We start from the raw sequence: 17,775 nt of genomic DNA on the forward strand, positions 1-17,775 counted from the left end.
CGTCGAGCGGGCACCGGCTCATGACAACCAGCGGTCGATGTGCTCGTTCACGAACGTGTCGTCCCGCAGCTGCGGGTACGCCTGCCAGATGCGGTCGATCTCCTCCAGCTGGCCGGGGGAGAGGACCTCGTCCTCGTCGAGGCACCACAGCCCTGCGAGCAGCCCCTGACGCCGCAGTACCTCGTGGATGCCGGGCACGCACCCGCGAAAGCCGCCGGCCACGTCGAAGATCGCCCCATTGGCATCGGTGAGTGCGCAGTCGACGGCCATGACCTCACGCAGCGCCGCGGTGTCTCCCGCCCTGGCGCGGCACGCGTCCTGGAGCAGCCGGACCGCTGAACGCGTCCACACCGACCACTGGCCGAGCAGTCCGCCGACGAATTCCAGCGGTGCCGTGCCGCCGACCGGGTGCGTGGACGTCAGGTCACCGACGATGTGGTCGTCGTTGCCCGTGTACAGGGCGACGTCCGCCCGGCGGTCGGAGGCGGCGACGCCCAGCACGACGTCGAGCGTCGCATACCGATCGAACGGCGCCACCTTGATGCCGAGTACGGACGGCAGGCCGGCCAGGCGGGTCCAGAACCGACGGGACAGCGGGCGGCCGCCCACCGCCGGCTGCAGATAGAACCCGATCACCGGCAGGACTTCGCCCACGACCGCCGCGCGCTCGATGAGCTCGTCCTCGCTCAGCGCGCCCGCCCCGTAGGGGGCCAGCAGCACAGCGTGGTAGCCGAGTCCGGCGGCAAGTTCCGTCTCCTTCACCGCCTGCGCGATGCCGCCGCACGCCCCCGCCACGAGGACGGTTCCAGGGTCGCCGTATTCGGCGGCCGTCGTGGCGGCCAGTTCCAGGACCGGACGCAGCAGGCCCCGGTGGGGTTCGTGGATGGCGAACTGGGTGGTGTGGACGGCGACGGCGATCCCGCCCGCGCCCGCTTCGAGGTAGTAGCGGGTCAGCGCCCGCTGGCGGCGTTCGTCCAGCGTGAGGCGGGAGTTCAACGCCAAGGGATGGGCGGGGATCGCCGTGCCCTCGCGGAACCTCTTCAGGGGGTCCGGGCTCTGCCGGAGACCGGCCGCCATCAGAACTTCCCGTCCCTGCTCTGGAAGTGCGTCGGCTTGTCCAGGAGCGGCTGCCCGGTCCGGATCCACTCGGCGGTGGCAGTGAGCAGCTCGTCGACGCCGACCTGCGGGTAGCCGAACAGGCCGTGGCAATGGGACGCGTCCGAGAGCAGGGCCGTATCGGTCTCCGCCGAACTGAACGTCGCCTCGACACCCAACAGTGCGGCCAGGCGGGTCGCCGCCTTGCGGATGGAGAGGGTCTCCGGTCCGGTCAGGTTCAGGACGAACGGGGGCACGTCCGCGTGGAGCAGGGCGCGCAGCGTCACCTCGCTCGCGTAGCCCTGCCAAACGACGTTGGCGAATCCGGTGGTCAGGTCGACGCGTTCCTTCGCGGCGAGCTGTCTGGCCAGGTCGACCAGGACGCCGTAGCGCATCTCCACCGCGTAGTTGAGCCGGATCAGCGCCATCGGGGTACCGTTGCGCCGGGCGAAGTGCGTCAGGACGCGCTCACGGCCGAGGCAGGACATGGCGTACTCGCCGACGGGCCCCACCGGGTCCTGTTCGGTGCAGCCGCCGGAGCCGACCGGCACCAGCGGATAGACGTTCCCCGTGGAGAGCGCGGAGATCCGCGCGCCCGCGTAGCGCTCGGCGACACGGCCGGGCAGATAGGCGTTGGTGGCCCAGGTGGCGTGCTCGTTGCCGTCCGTGCCGAACTTGGCGCCAACCAGATACACCACGTTCGCCGCGTCCGGCAGGGCGGCCAGCGCGTCCTCGTCCGCGATGTCGGCGGGCACCACCTCGGCACCCGCCTCGCGCAGTTGATCGGCCGAGCCCGGACTGCTGAAGCGGGATACGGCGATGACCCGACCACCGGTGCCCGCCGCTGCCACGCCGTTCACTGCCAGGCGCACGAGGCTGGGGCCGAGCTTGCCCGCGGCGCCGAGGACGACGATGTCGCCCTCGAGGCGGCGCAGGTCGTCGACCAGTGCCTCGCGAGGGCGGGAGAGATGTTCTTCCAGGGCGGCTGGATCTCGCAAGGGAGCTCCTGTTCGTGGTGTTCGAGTCGGGTTCAGGGGATGGTGAGCCGGCCGGTGCGGCTCGCCGGATCCCAGGCGCCGAACGTGCCCAGCAGGGTGCGGGCCATGGCGCGGTGGCCGTGCGGGCCGGGGTGGCAGCCCATGGCGTACCAGTGCTCCGGGGCCGGGGAGGCCGGGTCGGTCCAGACGGCATGGTGGTCGACCAGCGGGGCGCCGGTGTCCGCGGCGACGGCGCGGATCTCCTCGACGTAGCGCGGCAGATGGTCCACCACGTGGCGCGGGGCGGTCGGGAGTGTGTCGTTGGGGGTCTGGACGACGACAGTGGCTCCCGTACCGTCGCCCACGGCGCGGACGACGTGCCGGTACGTGGCGGCGAACTCGGCCAGGCCGTCCGTGCCGTGCCGGGTGTCGTTGAGGCCGATCCCCACCACCACCAGGTCGGGGGAGAACCGCAGGGCGATCCGGTCCAGGTGTCGGTCCAGTTCCCGCACGGTCCAGCCGCTGACCGCGGTGTTGATGAAGACGTCGTCGGTACGGGTGAGTTCCCGCATCCGTTCGGCGAAGAGTTCCGGGTAGGAGCGTGCGCCGTAGGTGTGCCATGTTCCGGCGGTGACGCTGTCTCCGATGAAGGTCCATGTCAACGGCCGTTTGGAGGCAGTCACATGCGCGAGTTGGTCTTGTCGGTCCATCGTTCCTCCGAAGGGGGAGGGCACGACACCGAGTTTCGTGTGCAACCGATTGCAGGTCAATAGGCGGGATCGTACTGTGAAACGACAGAGGGCTCCGGCGACACCGACGGCCGTCGGAGCTCCTTGGGGTTCCCACGGCTGAGAGGACGCACCACGATGAACCGGCCGCACGTCTGTGTCGCAGTAGCCCGGGCGGAGTTCGACCTGCTCTTCTGCCCAGAAGCCCAACGGGACATGCATGATCTCGCTGTCGTTGGTTTCGGTACCGGCCCGCACGGCAGCACACTGCCCCATGGAGTGGCCGACTCCTGCGACGCCGTCGTGACCTCATGGAGCACGGTGCCGTTCCAGCCGCAGCAACTGCGCGGCGGCCGGCTCGCCCTGGCCGCGCACTCCGCGGGCTCGGTCCGCCGCCTATACCCCCGGGAACTCCTGGACCAGGGGCTGCGCCTGACGCAGGGTGGGGCCGCGGCCATGGCGCCCGCCGTGGCCGAGATGGCGCTCACGCTCACTCTCGCGCTACTGCGTAACCTGCACCATCACGACCGTGCGCTGTGGACTGGCAAAGACTGGGCGAACGCCCGACGGCCGGAACTGGGGCAGGCCCTGTCCGAGCGGCGTGTCGGACTGGTGGGGCTGAGCCGTACGGGCAGTTGGTACGCCCGGATGGTCAATGCACTGGGTACAACCGTGGTCCGCGCCTACGACCCCTACGCGGATCCGAAGGCCGCCGCGGCCCTGGGGGTGGAGATGACGGGGCTGGACGAACTCTTCGCCGGCTGCGACGTGATCGCGGTCCACGCCCCGGCGACGCCCGAGACGCACCACTTGGTGGGCGGCCAGCAGCTCGGGATGCTGCCGGACGGTGCCGTGCTGGTGAACACGGCCCGCTCGTGGGTGGTGGACCAGGAGGCCTTGCTGTCCGAGGTCGTCTCCGGGCGCCTTCGGGCCGGCCTCGACGTGTTCGACAGTGAACCCCTGCCGTCGTCCAGCCCCTTCTTCGGTCTGCCCAACGTCATCGTCACGCCGCATGTCGCCGGCGGGACGCTGGAGGCACGCAGGGCGCAGGGGCGGACGGTCGTCGAGGAGCTGCGGCGGTTCTTCGACGGCGAGCCTCTTGTGCACGAAGTGCTGCCGGCTTCCTACGACCTTCTCGCGTGACAACTATGCGGAAATGAATGCTAGTTGCACCCTTGACGCTCGAGAAAGCTGCAACTAATTTCCCTGCAACCGATTGCATGTGCCTACTCTCTGGAGAGGACCTACCTCATGAGCGGCAGATTGAAGCCACGCATCGCGGCGGTGGTCCTGGCCACCGCGATGCTGAGCGTCGCGTGCGGCAACACGGAAGACGCGGCGATACCGGACGACCCCAAAGCGGTGAAGGGGGCGGTCACCTTCTGGACGTACCCCATCGGTGTCAGCGGCGAGGACGGCTACTGGGCGCCGATCGTCAAGGAGTTCAAGAAGAAGTTCCCCAACGCCGACATCAAGGTGGTCGTCCAGCCCTGGGAGAAGCGCGAGGAGACCCTGGTGACCGCGATCGCGGGCAAGCAGGGCCCCGACGTCGTGTACTTCAACCCCGACTTCGTCCCGAAGTTCGCCGTTGAAGGTACGCTCGAGCCGGTCGGCGACGTGATCGAGGACGACCGCCACGACTTCAAGAAGTCCTCCCTGGAAGCCATGAGCTGGGACGGCGAGCTCTACGGCGTCCCCCTGCTGATGCAGACCCTGACCGGAGTGTGCAACACCGAGGTCCTGGACAAGGCCGGCGTCGACAAGTGCCCCACGACGTGGGACGAGGTCGAGGCCATGGCCCCGAAGGTCAAGAAGGCGGGGCTCGTTCCCACCGACTACACGGCCGACCTCACCACGACGCTGAACCACACGTACTACCCGTACTTGTGGCAGGCCGGCGGCGAGGTCCTCAACGAGGACGGCACCAAGGCCGCATTCAACAGCCCCGAGGGACTGAAGGCGCTGGACTTCGTCAAGAAGCTGGTGGATCAGGGCTGGACCTCGAAGCAGAGCCTGACCACGAACGAGCCCCCGGAGCAGACCGACTTCGGGAAGGAGAGGACGGCCTTCCTTCCGGCCTCGAGCATTCCCACCCAGCGCCTGATCGTGCCCGCCGAACACCTCAAAGCAGCACCGCCGCTGACCGGCGAAGCGCAGGTCGCCGCCGGCTCCGTGGGGGGCCTGTCCGTCCTCGCGGACAGCGACGTCAAGCCCGCCGCCAAGGCATGGATCGACTTCCTCACCAGCCCCGAGCAGATGAAGATGTTCGACAAGAAGAACGGCTACTACGCGCCGCGGGACTCGGGTGCAGGCCTCTTCGACGACGACCCCGAGGTCGCCGAGGGCGAAAAGTACCTGGACGTGGTCCGCACCGGTGTGATCCACCCCAAGGCCCGTGAACTGATGGACCTGATCAAGCCGCATATCCAGGCGGTGCTCCTCGGCAAGGCCGAGCCGAAGGCCGCACTCGCGGCGGCCGAGAAGGAAGTCAACGACCTGCTCGCCCGGGGCTGACCTGGTTCACCGAAGGGGGGTGCACGGCCACTACCGGCCCCGCACCCGCCCGGAGTTCGAAGGAGGCGCCCGTGAGCGCACAGACCGCCGAGGCCGGGACGGCCCCGGAGCCCGGAAGGACGGCCCGACCGCGATGGCGCTCCAACGCGGCACTCGTCGGCTACGTCTTCATCCTTCCGTACGTCCTGTTCTTTCTGGTCTTCCGGATCGCCCCGACGGTGATGGGTACCGGTCTGAGCCTGGCCAAGTACCGCATCACCGGCGACGTCGAGTTCGTCGGCCTGCACAACTTCGCCCGGCTGTTCCAGGACCCTCTGTTCTGGAACTCGCTGATGGTGACCGTCTATTACACGGTCATCGCCATCCCGCTCAGCCTCGTGGTGTCCCTGGCGATGGCGACCCTGTGCGACCGGACCCTGCGCGGCATGAGCGTCTACCGTGCGGTCTTCTTCCTCCCCGTGGTGACCAGCACGGTGATGTCCGGCATCATCTGGGTCTGGATCTTCAAGAACGACGGCCCGCTCAACTGGCTGTTCTCACAGGCCGGGCTTCCCACGGTGAACTGGCTCCAGAGCGAGACCATGGTCATCCCCGCACTCGCCGTGGTCAGCGCGTGGAAGGGCTTCGGCTACAACATGCTGATCCTGCTGGCGGGCATGCTGGCAATCCCCAAGGAGTACTACGAGGCGGCCCACTTGGACGGCGCCAAATGGCGCCACCGGTACCGCCACATCACACTGCCACTGCTCAAGCCCGCCCTGTTCTTCGTCCTGGTCCTGGAGATCATCGGCTCCTTCCAGGTATTCGACATCATCTATGTCATGACCGGCGGCGGACCGGTCCGGGCGAGCTACTCGCTGACCTACATGATCTACGACCAGGGCTTCGGGTACTTCGACTTCGGCTACGCCAGCGCGGCAGGCGTCGTACTGCTGGTGCTCACCCTCATTACGTCACTCGTTCAGCGCCGCCTCTTGAACAAGGGACAGTCATGACGTCACTCGTCCAGCGACCCACCGAGATCAAGACCCCGAGGACGAGAGACGTCCGGCCGCCCGCGCGGCGCAGGCGCCGACCCCAGTGGATGCACGTCCCGCTGCTCCTGTGCGCGGTGCTCACGTTCTTTCCGTTCTGGGCGATGGTCGCCCTCGCGCTGCAGCCGGGACAGAGCATCGAGATGCCGGGCTCGCTGCTCCCCCGGGACGTCTCCGTGACTGCGCTGTACGACGTGCTGAGCAGCGACCGGGTGCTCGGCTGGGCTTTCAACTCGGCCGTCTACTCACTGGTGTCGGTGGTCCTCGTGCTGCTGTTCGCCTCGATGGCCGGCTACGCCTTCGCCAAGAAGCGCTTCGTGGGGCGAGAGATGATCTTCTGGGTCTTCGTCGCCATGCTCATGGTTCCGGGGCACCTGACGCTGATCCCGCAGTTCATCCTGATCTCGGAGATGGGCGGACTGGACACGATGTGGGGACTGATCGTCCCCACCATCGCCAACGCACAGGCCATGTTCCTGATGCGCCAGTTCATCCAGGACGTCCCCGACGAACTGATCGAGGCCGCCCGCATCGACGGCGCCGGTGAGTTCAGGATCTACTGGTCGATCATCCTGCCGCAGACCAAACCGATCATGGCCACCCTCGGTACGTTCGTCTTCCTGTGGCACTGGAACGACTTCCTGTGGCCGCTCGTCTCGCAGCGCAGCCCCGGCAACTATGTGCTCACCGTAGGCCTGAACAGCCTCCAGACGCAGGACACCCCGCTCGCCACCACCATGGCCGCCGCGGTCGTCACCTTCATCCCGACAGTCCTCGTCTTCATCTTCCTGCAGCGGTTCTTCGTACGCGGCGTGATGATGACCGGGCTCAAATAGGGCGCCGGCGACGGCTCCTGGGCACCACGGGATTTCGGGGACAGCACGGGGCCGATCGAAGGAGAAGAGGAAGAGCCATGGTCAACCCCGCACCACGACTGCACCGCTTCGTCCGAGGGCCGGCGGTCACGGCCGTGCAGGTGTTACTGGCCGTACTGGCACTGCTGGTCGCGCCGACGGCGCCCTCGGCCGCCGCCTCGGCACCGCCCGAACCCTTTCAGGGGAACCTACTGGCCAACGCCGGCTTCGAGGATGTCGGCCAGGACGGGCTCCCCGTCGCCTGGTCTCCCGTGTGGGCGGGTTCCGAGCAGTACTTCGAGGTCGTCGACTCGGAGGCGAGCGAGGGTTCGCGCAGCCTGCGGATCGTCGACGAGAGCACGACCAAGGGGGCGGGCTTGCGCGCCGACGCGGTTGCGGTGGTATCGGGGCAGACGTACGAGTTCTCGATGGATGTGAAGCTCACTGACGGAGTGCTGCAGCCGACCGTCTACTTCCTCGACGCCTCGGGCGACAGGCTCTCCCAGCCGTGGCAGGTGGTGGAACCCTCCGCCGGTATCTGGCAGCGCGAGGCGGTGCGGTTCACCGCGCCCGCCGGTGCGGCCCGCGCCGAGCCGATCGTCTATTCCAGCTCCGTCGGCACGGTCAACGGCCTCGTCGACGACGTCGCTTTCACGGTGGCACAGCCGGACGAGGAGCCGCTGCCGCCGCAGGGGACTGAGGAGGAGCTCGGACACCCCGTCGCCGGGAGCACCAATGCGGGCGCCGGATACACCACCGACGCGAACGGGCGGAAGATCGGGCTCGTCGTCGCAGGGGGCAGCCCCTCGGAGTTCAGTGCCGTGGACATCCTCACCGGAGAGCGCCTGGCGAGCCGAACGCTGACGAATACGTTGATGGCGTGGTCGTTCGTGACCGCACCCGACCGCAGCGTCTACCTCGGCACCCAGACCGGCGGCGAGGTGTGGAGGTTCGACCCCGACAAGCTGTCCCTGGAACTGATCGCGAGCAAGCCGTTCGGCCAGACCCACCTGTGGGCGGCGACGCTCGACGACCGCGGCAGGCCCCTCTTCGGGACCTACCCGGGTGGCAAGGTCATCGCCTACGACCCCGGCACCGGCGACTGGCAGGACTATGGGCAGCAGGCCGAGGGCAACATCTACGTCCGCAGCCTGGCGGCCGACGGCCGCCACGTCTACGCAGGAGGCGGTTCGCTCAAGGCCACCTTGACCCGGCTCGACACCACGACCGGCGAGACCACGCAGATCCTGTTGCCGGCGGGCCACGAATCGGACACCTTCACCTATGACGTGAGCGTGGCCGGTGACCTGCTGTTCGTCCGGCCCACCCCCTCCAACGACCTGCTGGTCTACTCGCTTTCCGAGCAGCGGTGGGTCGACGCTGTGCCCGAGGTCGTCGGCCTTGCCGTCTCGCCCGAACTGAGCACCCGGGACAGCGGGACCACCCGGCGCGAGGCGCTGATCGCACCGATCCAGGGAGCGGTGATCGCTTACGACCTCGACACCCGTCAGCAGCGGCGGATCAGCATGGACCTGGGTGGGGCGGCCGCACGGGGCTGGTCCCTGATGGAGCTGGGGACGGACGGCTTTCCCGGCGTCTCCGCGGTGACCGCGACGAGCAAGGGCGTGTTCCACGCCTGGAACCCGGCCACTGGCAAGACCTCGGCGGTCAGGGGCAACGTCGTCCCCACGCCGTATCTGATCCGCTCGATGACGACGGGACCGGGCGGTGACATCTTCGTCGGAGGCTACGGCTCCCCGCCGGGCATCGCGAGGGTGGACGCCGACAGCGGGGCGGCCGAGCCGCTGAACGGGGTCGGGCAGACCGAGGGTCTGATCGCCCACGGTGACGACCTGATCTTCGGTACCTACCCGGGCGCGCGCATTTACACCTACGACACCACCAAGCCGTGGAACCCGCCGAGCAACCCGGTGACTGGTGCCGACGCCCTACAACTCGGGGAGCACCAGGACCGGCCGGTCGGCTGGGCGGACGCCGGAGACGTCGTCGCCATCGGGTCGATGCCCGACTACGGCCTCCTGGGCGGCGCGCTGTCCCTGTACAACCCGTTTACGGGTGACCTGAAGGTGCACCGCGACGTCGTCGCCGACCAGACTCCCCTGGCCCTGGCCTACCGGGACGGCCTGATCTACGGGGGCACGGGCATCTGGGGCGGCATAGGCGTCGAGCCGACCACGAGCGAGGGCAGGCTCTTCGTCTTTGACCCCGCCACCGAGAAGGTGGTGTACGAGACGGTGCCCGTCCCCGGTGCGCAGAACGTCTCGGCGCTGACCTTCGACGATGAGGGCAACCTGTGGGGCTTCACGGCGAACGAGCTCTTCAAGTTCGACCCCGGGCAGCGCAAGGTCGTTCTGACCAAGAAGTACTTCGGGGTCGACGACAGCAAGATCTACGCCACCGGGCGGGAACTGTTCTGGCACCAGGGCGAACTGGTCGGCACCTCGGCCGGCCGGCTGTTCCGGATCGACCCGGAGACCCTGGAGATGACGGTGCTTCAGTCCGGGGTGGCGAACCTGGCGATCGACCGCAACGGCTCGTACTACTACGGCCGCGGCAGCACGCTGTACCGCTGGATACCGCAGAGAGGGGTGGTCCGGCCGGCCTGCGACCGCACCCTCACCGGGCGGCACACGGACCTGGTGCTGGAACGCGGGACGACATGCCTGGTCGACAGCGAGGTCACCGGGCGCCTGCACGTGGGCACCGGGACGGGACTGGTCGTCGAGAGATCGGTGGTGAGCGGAAGTGTCACCGCCGACGGAGCAGACGCCGTCTGGCTCGACGACTCCTACCTCTTCGGCCGCGTGTCGATCACCGGGACCCGCGGGACGACGGTGGTGACCGCGACCACGATCCGTGGGGGACTGGAGTGCTCGGACAACAAGGAGCCGCCGACCGATCGCGACCGGCCGAACACCGTGCGCGGTGAGAGCTCGGGGCAGTGCGCCCGGCTGTGACCGGCACCGATCGCATCGGCCGGCTTCGGCCGGTACGCAAGGGAAGGGGGTGGGGTCCGACAGGCTCCGCCCCCTTCGTACTCTGCACGCACAGGCCCCACCGCACAATGCGGCCTGCCACGTCCGGTCGCCGTCCGATGGAGGCGTCTTCCTGACGGAGGGTGCCGCCTGATGAACAGTCAGTAATGGCCGGCGCCCGGCTCGGGCAGGCTGATCGCTCCGTCCCGGACGGTCGTCAGCTCCGGATGCCACACGCCAGGAATGGATGGCGCAGGTCGATCCGTCGGAAGGAGGAGATGGTCTCCGTGACCTCGATGTCGGAGTCAGGCATGCGTCATCTCCTCGGTGCTCTCGGACAGTTCCACCAGCTGCATGAGGTTGCGGGCAATGTGGAACGGGTCCTTGACCGGCAGCGCCACGATCCGGTCGAGGGGGCGCCCGGCGCGGTCCCGGATCTGGATCCACTCCTCACCTTCCTCCCGGGCCGGGAACGTCGCGATCGTGAAGTCCCAGATCCGCTCGGCCCATGCGGCACACGCCGCGTCGCCATAGCGGCGGGCCCCCAACGCGGTCGTGTAGGCGGCCTCCGTATGCACCCACCACAACTTGGTGTCCCAGGTCGCAATGACCAGGTCCTCGTACGCAGAGCCGTGGACGGCGCCACGGGGAGCCGTCGGCCCCTCCGCGTCGACGTACCGGAAGAGGCCGCCGTGGCGGGCGTCCCAGGCCGAGCGGCACAGCACGTCGACGCTGTCGAGCAGCCGTGGCGCATCCGCCTCGTCCCCGGTCAGCCGGGCTGCCTCCAGCGCCACCCAGATGCCCTCGATCGCATGGCCAGGCACCCGGTGCCTGGCCACCAGAGAGGTGTTACCGGGCGCTGGGGCAACGATCTCGGTGAACGTCCCGTCCGGGTTGCGGTGCGAGAGCATCGCCGCGCGGGCGGCGGACAGGCTGGCCACGTCCTCATCGGTCAGGAGTCCGAGCCGTTCGCGGGCGCGGGCGTGCTCCAGCAGGGTGTTCGTCAGGATCATCCTCGGGCCGAACGCGGTGTGGCCCGCCGGGACCCGGTACGGTGGCGTCGCGGCCCGGCCGGCCGTGATGTCGGCGGTGGCGCGGCGCAGCAGGGGCGCGGCTGCTTCAAGCCAGTGCGGAGACGCGGTCGTCCCGGCCAACTCCGCCAGCCCCATCACCACGAAGCAGTCGGCATAGACGCTCTGCGTCTCGCCGTCCGGCCCGGTCTTGGGTGCGCCGCTCGAGTCCACCACGAAGTGACACGTGCCGTCCGGGCGGATCACATGCTCTGTCAGGAACCGTGCACCGCGCACCGCCAGGTCTTCCAGCAGCCCGGCGTCCAGATTCAGGAGGCCGGCCCGGGCCAGGCGTGCCGCGCGGGCCAGCAGCCAGACCAGCCGCCCCTGTGACCAGGTGAACTTGTCGGTGGAGACGAGCCGGCGGCCGCGGTTGTCGTAGCAGGTGTGGAAGCCGCCCCGCTCGTGGTCCGGGGCGCGTTCCAGCCAGTAGGGCAGGACGACGCGCTCCAACTGCCTTCGCGCTGAAGATGTCACTAGGGGCCTCCAGCTGTGCAACCGATTGCATAGACTTGCGAGTATCATAATGCGGGACTGGGCGTACGGTGCCGTATCGCTGAAACGGCAGGAAAAAAGAAAGGGGGGAGGAGGTATGAAGCGGGCGACGATCTATTCCATCGCCAAGGAGTGCGGTGTCTCCGCGTCGACAGTCTCGCGTGCTTTCAGCCGACCCGAAGTCGTCAACCCTGACGTCCGGGAACTCATCCATGCCAAGGCGCAGGAACTGGGCTACCGGCCCAACAGGGCGGCGCGTGGGCTCGCATCCGGCCGGACGGGGACGATCGGACTGCTCGTCCACGACATCACCAACCCCTTCTGCCCGCCGCTGGTCAGGGCCGTCCAGCGGGCGGCGGACGAGGCGGAAGTCTCGGTTCTGCTCGTGGACGCGCACGAAAGCTCCGCGGCGGAGCTGAGGCTCATCAAGCAGCTCAAGGGGCAGGTGGACGGCCTGGTGATCGCCTCGCCCCGTTCCTCTTCCGCCTTGAGCGGCGCCGCCGAAGGGCTGCCGACGGTGGTCGTCAACCGCAGGATGCGCGGCTTCCCATCGGTCGTCTGCGACAACACCACGGCGCTCCTGGAGACGGGTCGTCACCTCGAGGAACTGGGACACCGCAAGGTCGCCCTGATGTGCGGCCCCTCGACCTCGTGGGCGGCCCGGCAGCGGGCGGCCACGGTACGGGCCTGGGCCCAGGGCACCCGGGTCACGCTGGTGGAACTGGGGTCCTTCACGGCGTCCTTCGAGGGCGGTCGGGAGGCGGCCCGTGCCCTGCTCGGGGCCGGGGCGACGGCCGCCTTCGCGTTCGACGACCTGATGGCCTGCGGGGTCATGGGCGGACTGGTCGAGGCCGGGGTCGAGGTGCCCGGCGGGTGCAGCGTCGTGGGCTGCGACGATGTCCTCCTCGCGCGTGCCGTGACACCCCAGTTGACGACGATCACCGCCCCGGTGGATCAGCTCGGGCGGGCGGCGGTGGACGCGCTGGGCAGGCGTATCGCAGGGGAACACGTCAGGGACGTGCGGCTGGAGGGCACGCTGACGCTGCGCGGTTCCACGGGACGCCCCGCCTGACGCTTCGACGGCACGCCCCGCCTCCCCGTTGCACGGGACGCTCTCCACGGCCACGTCACCCCGGACCCTCGGTCCGGCGTGCCGTTTCGGTCATCTCCGTGACCAGGTCCGGAGCATCTGTTGACCTCTCCGATCCACTGCGTCTAACGTCACTGCAACCGATTGCACGGAGGGTGGAGCGATGAGTCTGCCGGGAAGGTCGGAGAGGGTCCATGAGGGGATACGGCTGCATGTCGCTCGCGATCCCGTCGCGACGGGAGCCGGCGCCGGTCGTGAGGCCGCGGGGATCCTTCGTGCGACCATCGCCGCACGGGGCCGGGCCCGCGTTCTGTTCGCCTCGGCCCCGTCGCAGGAGGAGATGCTGGCGACGCTGGTGAGTGACCCCCTGGTCGACTGGGACCGGGTGGACGCCTTCCACATGGACGAGTACCTGGGCCTGCCGCAGGGAAGCCCGCACGCCTTCGGGGCATGGCTGGAGAAGCGTCTCGCCGCTGCCGGGCGGGCCCGGCTCGAGCGGATGAGGCCCAGCAGTGCCCCGGCGCGGGAGGCGGCCCGCTACACCGGGCTCGTCCGGGCGGCGAGGATGGACCTGGTCTGCATGGGCATCGGTGTCAACGGCCATATCGCGTTCAACGAGCCGGGGGCCGGATGGCTCGACGACCCCGAGACGGTCCGTCTGGTCGGGCTGGACGAGACATCCCGCCGCCAGCAGGTGCAGGAGGGCCTCTTCCCCTCGCTGGAGGACGTCCCGACGCGCGCCCTGACGCTGACCGTGCCCGCGCTTCTGGACACCGGGGCGGTGGTGGTGACGGTGCACGGTGCCCACAAGGCGGCGGCGGTCGCGGCATTCCTCGAAGGCCCGGTCGACGCACGCTGTCCGGCCAGCGCGATCAGGACACATCCGGCGGTCTCCGTATACATGGACGCCGCGGCGGCCGGCCGCCTGGCGCCCACCACCCTGGGGGCGGACCTCCTCGAAGGACAGCCGTGACACGAGGCGTCGCAGGAGCCGACCCAAACGGCGCCGCCAAGGGAGGAACCGACTCCGGAGTGCTCGGGCCCGGAGGACCTCCCGACGGCCGTCCCTCCGACGGCCACCTGCCCAACAGCCCGCAGCTGAGCTGTCGTTCCCCCCGCTTTCAACTCGACGGCCGTCTGCTCGACGGCCGCGCGGTTCGGCTGCGCATCGAGGGCGGCCGGATCACCGCAGTCGACCCGCTGGACGCCCGCCCCGCCCTGCCCCTGCTCCTGCCGGGACTGGTGGACCTCCAGGTGAACGGCTACGCCGGATACGACATCAACGCCGACGACGTCTCGGCCGACACCGTGATGGAGTTGACGCGTGCGCTGGTGACGCGTGGGGTCACCTCCTACTGCCCCACCGTGGTGACGGCGTCCCGCGAGCGCATCCTCGCCACGCTGCGGATCGTGGCCGAGGCGCGCGCACGCAGCCCACTCGTCGCCCAGACCGTCGTCGGCGTGCACGTCGAAGGGCCGTATCTCGCCCCCGCGGACGGCCCGCGCGGCGCGCACGACGCCCGACACCTGCGCGACCCCGACCCGGACGAACTGACCCAGTGGCTCGCCGCCGCACCGGGTCTGGTCCGCATCGTCACCCTCGCCCCGGAGCGGACAGGCGCCGTCGACTACATCCGTACTGCGACCCGGGCCGGTGTCGTCGTCGCGGTGGGACACACGGACGCCTCGCCGGAGCAGATACGCGCCGCCGTCCTCGCCGGAGCCCGGCTGTCGACACATCTGGGCAACGGCACGCACACCGTGCTGCCCCGCCATCCGAACCATGTCTGGGCGCAGCTCGCCGAGGACGCGCTCACCGCCACGTTCATCGCCGACGGCCATCACCTGCCAGCCGACGCCTTCGTCGCCATGGTCCGCGCCAAAGGGCCCGGACGAGCAGTGCTCGTCAGTGATTCGGTGGCGCTGGCGGGATGCCCGCCCGGCGAGTACCGCACCCCGGTGGGGGGAACGGTCACCGTGGACCCGTCCGGCAGACTGCGGTTGACCGGGACCCGGCTGCTCGCCGGATCGGGCCGCTCACTGCTCGACTGTGTGCACTGGGCCGCGAAGGAGACCTCCTTCACCCTGGCCGAGGTCTGGGCGATGGCATCGGCCGCTCCGGCACGGAGCCTCGGTCTCACCGGCCGCGGTTGCGTCGAGGTCGGCGCTCGCGCCGATCTGTGCGTCGCCGAACAGCAAGAGACTGCCGACGCACAGGTGCGACTGCTGTCCACCCTTGTCGGCGGCGAGGAGCTCGCATGACATGGTTCGCGGCTTCGTGACGGTATTGATGCCACTGGGAGGACCGCGATGACCACGACGCACCACCGCGAGGCCCCGCTTAGCGTGATCGCCACGCCCCCGACCCGACCCTTCTGGCAGGCATTGGACAAGGGACGGTTCGTCGTCCAGCGGTGCAGCGACTGCGGCGCTCACCAGTTCTACCCGGGCCCTCTGTGTCGCTCCTGCTGGTGCGACGACCTGGCCTGGGTGGAGCCCTCGGGGAAGGGCCCGGTGTGGACTTTCACCGTTGCCCGGCGGCCAGCCCACCCGCACTGGTCGGACCAAGTGCCCTATGTGATCGCGGACGTGGAGCTTGATGAGGGGCCGCGCCTGACCACGAACGTCGTCGGCTGCGACCCCTCCGAGGTCCATGTCGGCCGACGGGTCACCGCCGCCTTCGACACCGAAGTGCCTGGCCGCCCGCTGCTGCAATCCACCCTGCCTCAGGAGGAGGGATGACCTGCGCCGTGTCCGACCTGGAAACCTCGCCGCAGGCGCGGCGACAACGGCGGCTCGTCGCCATCGCCCAACTGACGTCACTATCCTGCTGGTTCTCGGCCACGGCGGTGGCACCGGCCCTCCGCGCCGACCTCGGCATCGGCGCGGCGGGAGCGGTGCTGCTCACGTCCTCGGTACAGATCGGGTTCGTCGTAGGGGCCGTCGCCTCGGCCGCGTCCAATCTCGCGGACCGGTTCGACCCGACGCGCGTGGCCGCGGCCGGCGCCGCGCTCGCCGCACTGTGCACGGTTGCGCTGACCGTACTCGCCGACGGGCTCGCCGTCGCCGTACTGCTGCGCCTGCTCACCGGAGCCGCGCTCGCCTGCGTCTACCCCGTCAACATGAAGATCATGGCGTCGTGGTCGCCGGCCCGGATCCGTGGCCGGGCGTTCGGAGTCCTCATCGGGGCGCTGACGCTCGGCTCGGCCGTACCGCAGCTCATCCGCGGCATCGAGGACCTGCCCTGGCAGGGAGTGATGCTCGGCGCCGCCATCCTGACCCTCGTCGGAGCCGGCATCGCCGCGACACTGGTGCACCCGGGCCCGGAGCGGCCGGGCGGGCCAGTGCACCTCAACCCCCGGTACGCCGTCGCCATGTTCGCCCAGCGCGGCCCGCGCCTGGCCAACCTCGGCTATTTCGGCCACATGTGGGAGCTCTACGCGCTGTGGACCTGGCTTCCCACCTTCCTGCTCGCCAGCCAGACCGCCGCCGACGGACCGACCGCCGGCGCCGTGAACCTCACGGCCTTCGCCGCGATCGGCGTCGCCGGCGCGGCCGGCTGCCTGCTCGGCGGGCTGGCAGCCGACCGGCTGGGACGCGCCCCCGCCGCGGTGTGGGCCCTCGCAGTGAGTGGCATCTGCTGCGTGGCCTCCCCGCTCTTCTATGGCCGGCCGCTCGCGCTCGTCCTGCCGTTCCTGCTGGTATGGGGGGCCGCAGTGATCGCCGACTCCGGAGTCTTCTCCACCGCGCTGAGCGAGACCGCTGACCCCCGCTTTGTAGGAACGGCCCTGACGGCCCAGACCGCGATCGGCTTCCTGCTCACCGTCGCCACCATCCACCTGGTGCCCCTGCTGGCGGACGCCGTCGGCTGGCAGTGGGCCTTCTGGCCCCTCGCCCTGGGCCCCCTGGCCGGAGCTACAGCGATGGCCCGCTTCGGCACCGCACCCCGACCACGCCCTGCGGCGTGAGCGCCGCCGCTCCCCAGACGCACGACACCGACGACACGGAGGAGTCACAGGAACTACAGCCCGCCCAGCCCAGGTGACGCCGCCGAGCTCACCCGCGTCGTGAGGTCCGAGGACATCGAGCTGTTCACACGCATCAGCGGCAACCGCAATCCGCTGCACTACGACCTCGAAGCCGCCAAGGCGTCCCGCTTCGGCGAGATCGTCGTCCAGGGCGGCATCACCAGCGCGATCCTCAACGCCATGGTCGCCGAGAAGCTGCCCGGTCCCGGCACCGTCTTCCTCACCGTGAACTGGGACTTCAAGGCGCCGGTGCGGCCCGGCGACACGATCACCGGCCGGGTCGAGGTGATCAAGGCGCGTACGGACAAGCCCATCACCACGCTGGCCACCACAGTCGCCCGCGGCGACGGCACGGTCGTACTCGTAGGCACGGCGGTCACCTACACGATGGACATCAACGCCGCGGACAGGGAGGGGAACGAGTGAACGCCCGCGACCGCGACCCACGGTGCTCGTCGCATCGGCGCGCACCCCCATCGGACGGTGCGGCGGCGCCCCGCGCGGCCTCGACGCCGCCGACCTCGGCGCCCATGCCGTACGAGCGGCGCTCGGACAACTGGGCGGAGCCGTGACACCCGACCACGCCTTCCCGGCAACGTCGTACAAGCCGGAGGCGGCCAGAACCCCGCCCGTGTGGCGACTACCCGCGGCGGCCTGCCCACCACAGTCCCCGGCACGCCCCTCAACGACATCTGCCTGACCAGCATGACTGGTGCCGGACTGGCGGCGACCCTGCCCGAAGCAGCGCCCGGCAACGGCGCGGCAGGCGGGAATCGCCCTCCTTCAGGTGGGCGAGGATGTCAGTACGCCCGACATGGGCAGCAGCTAAAGGGTGAAAGTCCCGACGAGGAGAGGTGAGACTAACTCGTTAGCCGAACGGCAAGGGCGTCATCG

At 69.5% G+C, this 17,775-nt stretch carries 14 protein-coding genes and 1 pseudogene; 11 read left to right on the plus strand and 4 right to left on the minus strand.

The window, feature by feature from the left end; translation table 11 throughout:
• Window positions 1-18 precede the first annotated feature (18 nt).
• From ACFU8W_RS41665 to ACFU8W_RS41675, 3 genes are read right to left on the minus strand one after another with little or no spacing between them, the layout of a single operon-like run.
• The gene (locus tag ACFU8W_RS41665; protein ID WP_384049381.1) at window positions 19-1,077 is read right to left on the minus strand and encodes a dihydrodipicolinate synthase family protein; all 1,059 of its coding nucleotides are present in this window, start codon (window positions 1,075-1,077) and stop codon (window positions 19-21) included.
• Window positions 1,077-2,093, minus strand: coding sequence for an NAD-dependent epimerase/dehydratase family protein (locus ACFU8W_RS41670; protein ID WP_384049383.1), 1,017 nt, complete (start codon window positions 2,091-2,093; stop codon window positions 1,077-1,079). The genes ACFU8W_RS41665 and ACFU8W_RS41670 overlap by 1 nt, the downstream gene beginning before the upstream one ends.
• Window positions 2,094-2,125: 32 nt before the next feature.
• A complete protein-coding gene (locus ACFU8W_RS41675) occupies window positions 2,126-2,782 on the minus strand; it encodes an SGNH/GDSL hydrolase family protein (RefSeq protein ID WP_384049386.1) in 657 nt (218 codons plus the stop codon).
• A 156-nt stretch (window positions 2,783-2,938) separates the two neighbouring features.
• Here ACFU8W_RS41675 and ACFU8W_RS41680 point away from each other — a divergent pair, with 156 nt between their 5' ends.
• From ACFU8W_RS41680 to ACFU8W_RS41700, 5 genes are all read left to right on the plus strand, one after another.
• Window positions 2,939-3,943 (plus strand): hydroxyacid dehydrogenase, encoded by a 1,005-nt coding sequence (locus tag ACFU8W_RS41680; protein ID WP_384049389.1) that lies wholly within the window; start codon window positions 2,939-2,941, stop codon window positions 3,941-3,943.
• Window positions 3,944-4,051: 108 nt separating this feature from the next.
• A complete protein-coding gene (locus tag ACFU8W_RS41685) occupies window positions 4,052-5,314 on the plus strand; it encodes an ABC transporter substrate-binding protein (protein WP_384049393.1) in 1,263 nt (420 codons plus the stop codon).
• A gap of 71 nt (window positions 5,315-5,385) precedes the next feature.
• Window positions 5,386-6,309, plus strand: a complete 924-nt coding sequence (locus tag ACFU8W_RS41690; protein WP_384049396.1) for a carbohydrate ABC transporter permease — start codon at window positions 5,386-5,388, stop codon at window positions 6,307-6,309.
• On the plus strand, window positions 6,306-7,184 hold the full coding sequence (locus tag ACFU8W_RS41695) for a carbohydrate ABC transporter permease (protein ID WP_384049400.1): 879 nt from the start codon (window positions 6,306-6,308) through the stop codon (window positions 7,182-7,184). Before ACFU8W_RS41690 ends, ACFU8W_RS41695 begins: the two co-directional genes overlap by 4 nt.
• Window positions 7,185-7,261: 77 nt before the next feature.
• Window positions 7,262-10,180, plus strand: coding sequence for a carbohydrate binding domain-containing protein (locus ACFU8W_RS41700; protein ID WP_384049403.1), 2,919 nt, complete (start codon window positions 7,262-7,264; stop codon window positions 10,178-10,180).
• Window positions 10,181-10,503: 323 nt separating this feature from the next.
• On the opposite strand, the gene ACFU8W_RS41705 is transcribed toward ACFU8W_RS41700, so the two are convergent.
• The gene (locus ACFU8W_RS41705; RefSeq protein ID WP_384049406.1) at window positions 10,504-11,745 is read right to left on the minus strand and encodes an AGE family epimerase/isomerase; all 1,242 of its coding nucleotides are present in this window, start codon (window positions 11,743-11,745) and stop codon (window positions 10,504-10,506) included.
• Between the two features lie 115 nt (window positions 11,746-11,860).
• On the opposite strand from ACFU8W_RS41705, the gene ACFU8W_RS41710 reads away from it, so the two are divergent.
• From ACFU8W_RS41710 to ACFU8W_RS41735, 6 genes and pseudogenes are all read left to right on the plus strand, one after another.
• The gene (locus ACFU8W_RS41710; RefSeq protein WP_384049408.1) at window positions 11,861-12,835 is read left to right on the plus strand and encodes a LacI family DNA-binding transcriptional regulator; all 975 of its coding nucleotides are present in this window, start codon (window positions 11,861-11,863) and stop codon (window positions 12,833-12,835) included.
• A gap of 181 nt (window positions 12,836-13,016) precedes the next feature.
• Entirely contained in the window at window positions 13,017-13,826 is an 810-nt protein-coding gene (locus ACFU8W_RS41715; RefSeq protein ID WP_384049411.1) for a 6-phosphogluconolactonase, read from the plus strand.
• Entirely contained in the window at window positions 13,823-15,115 is a 1,293-nt protein-coding gene (locus ACFU8W_RS41720; RefSeq protein ID WP_384049414.1) for an N-acetylglucosamine-6-phosphate deacetylase, read from the plus strand. Before ACFU8W_RS41715 ends, ACFU8W_RS41720 begins: the two co-directional genes overlap by 4 nt.
• 48 nt (window positions 15,116-15,163) lie before the next feature.
• The gene (locus ACFU8W_RS41725) at window positions 15,164-15,595 is read left to right on the plus strand and encodes a Zn-ribbon domain-containing OB-fold protein (RefSeq protein WP_384049417.1); all 432 of its coding nucleotides are present in this window, start codon (window positions 15,164-15,166) and stop codon (window positions 15,593-15,595) included.
• Window positions 15,592-16,821, plus strand: a complete 1,230-nt coding sequence (locus tag ACFU8W_RS41730; RefSeq protein ID WP_384049420.1) for an MFS transporter — start codon at window positions 15,592-15,594, stop codon at window positions 16,819-16,821. The genes ACFU8W_RS41725 and ACFU8W_RS41730 overlap by 4 nt, the downstream gene beginning before the upstream one ends.
• A 96-nt stretch (window positions 16,822-16,917) precedes the next feature.
• A pseudogene (locus ACFU8W_RS41735) lies at window positions 16,918-17,307 on the plus strand (MaoC family dehydratase); the annotation flags it as partial.
• Between the last annotated feature and the right edge of the window lie 468 nt (window positions 17,308-17,775).

Origin of the sequence: Streptomyces sp. NPDC057565 (genome assembly GCF_042801455.1) — a bacterium.
GTDB classification, from domain to species: Bacteria; Actinomycetota; Actinomycetes; order Streptomycetales; family Streptomycetaceae; genus Streptomyces; species Streptomyces yanii.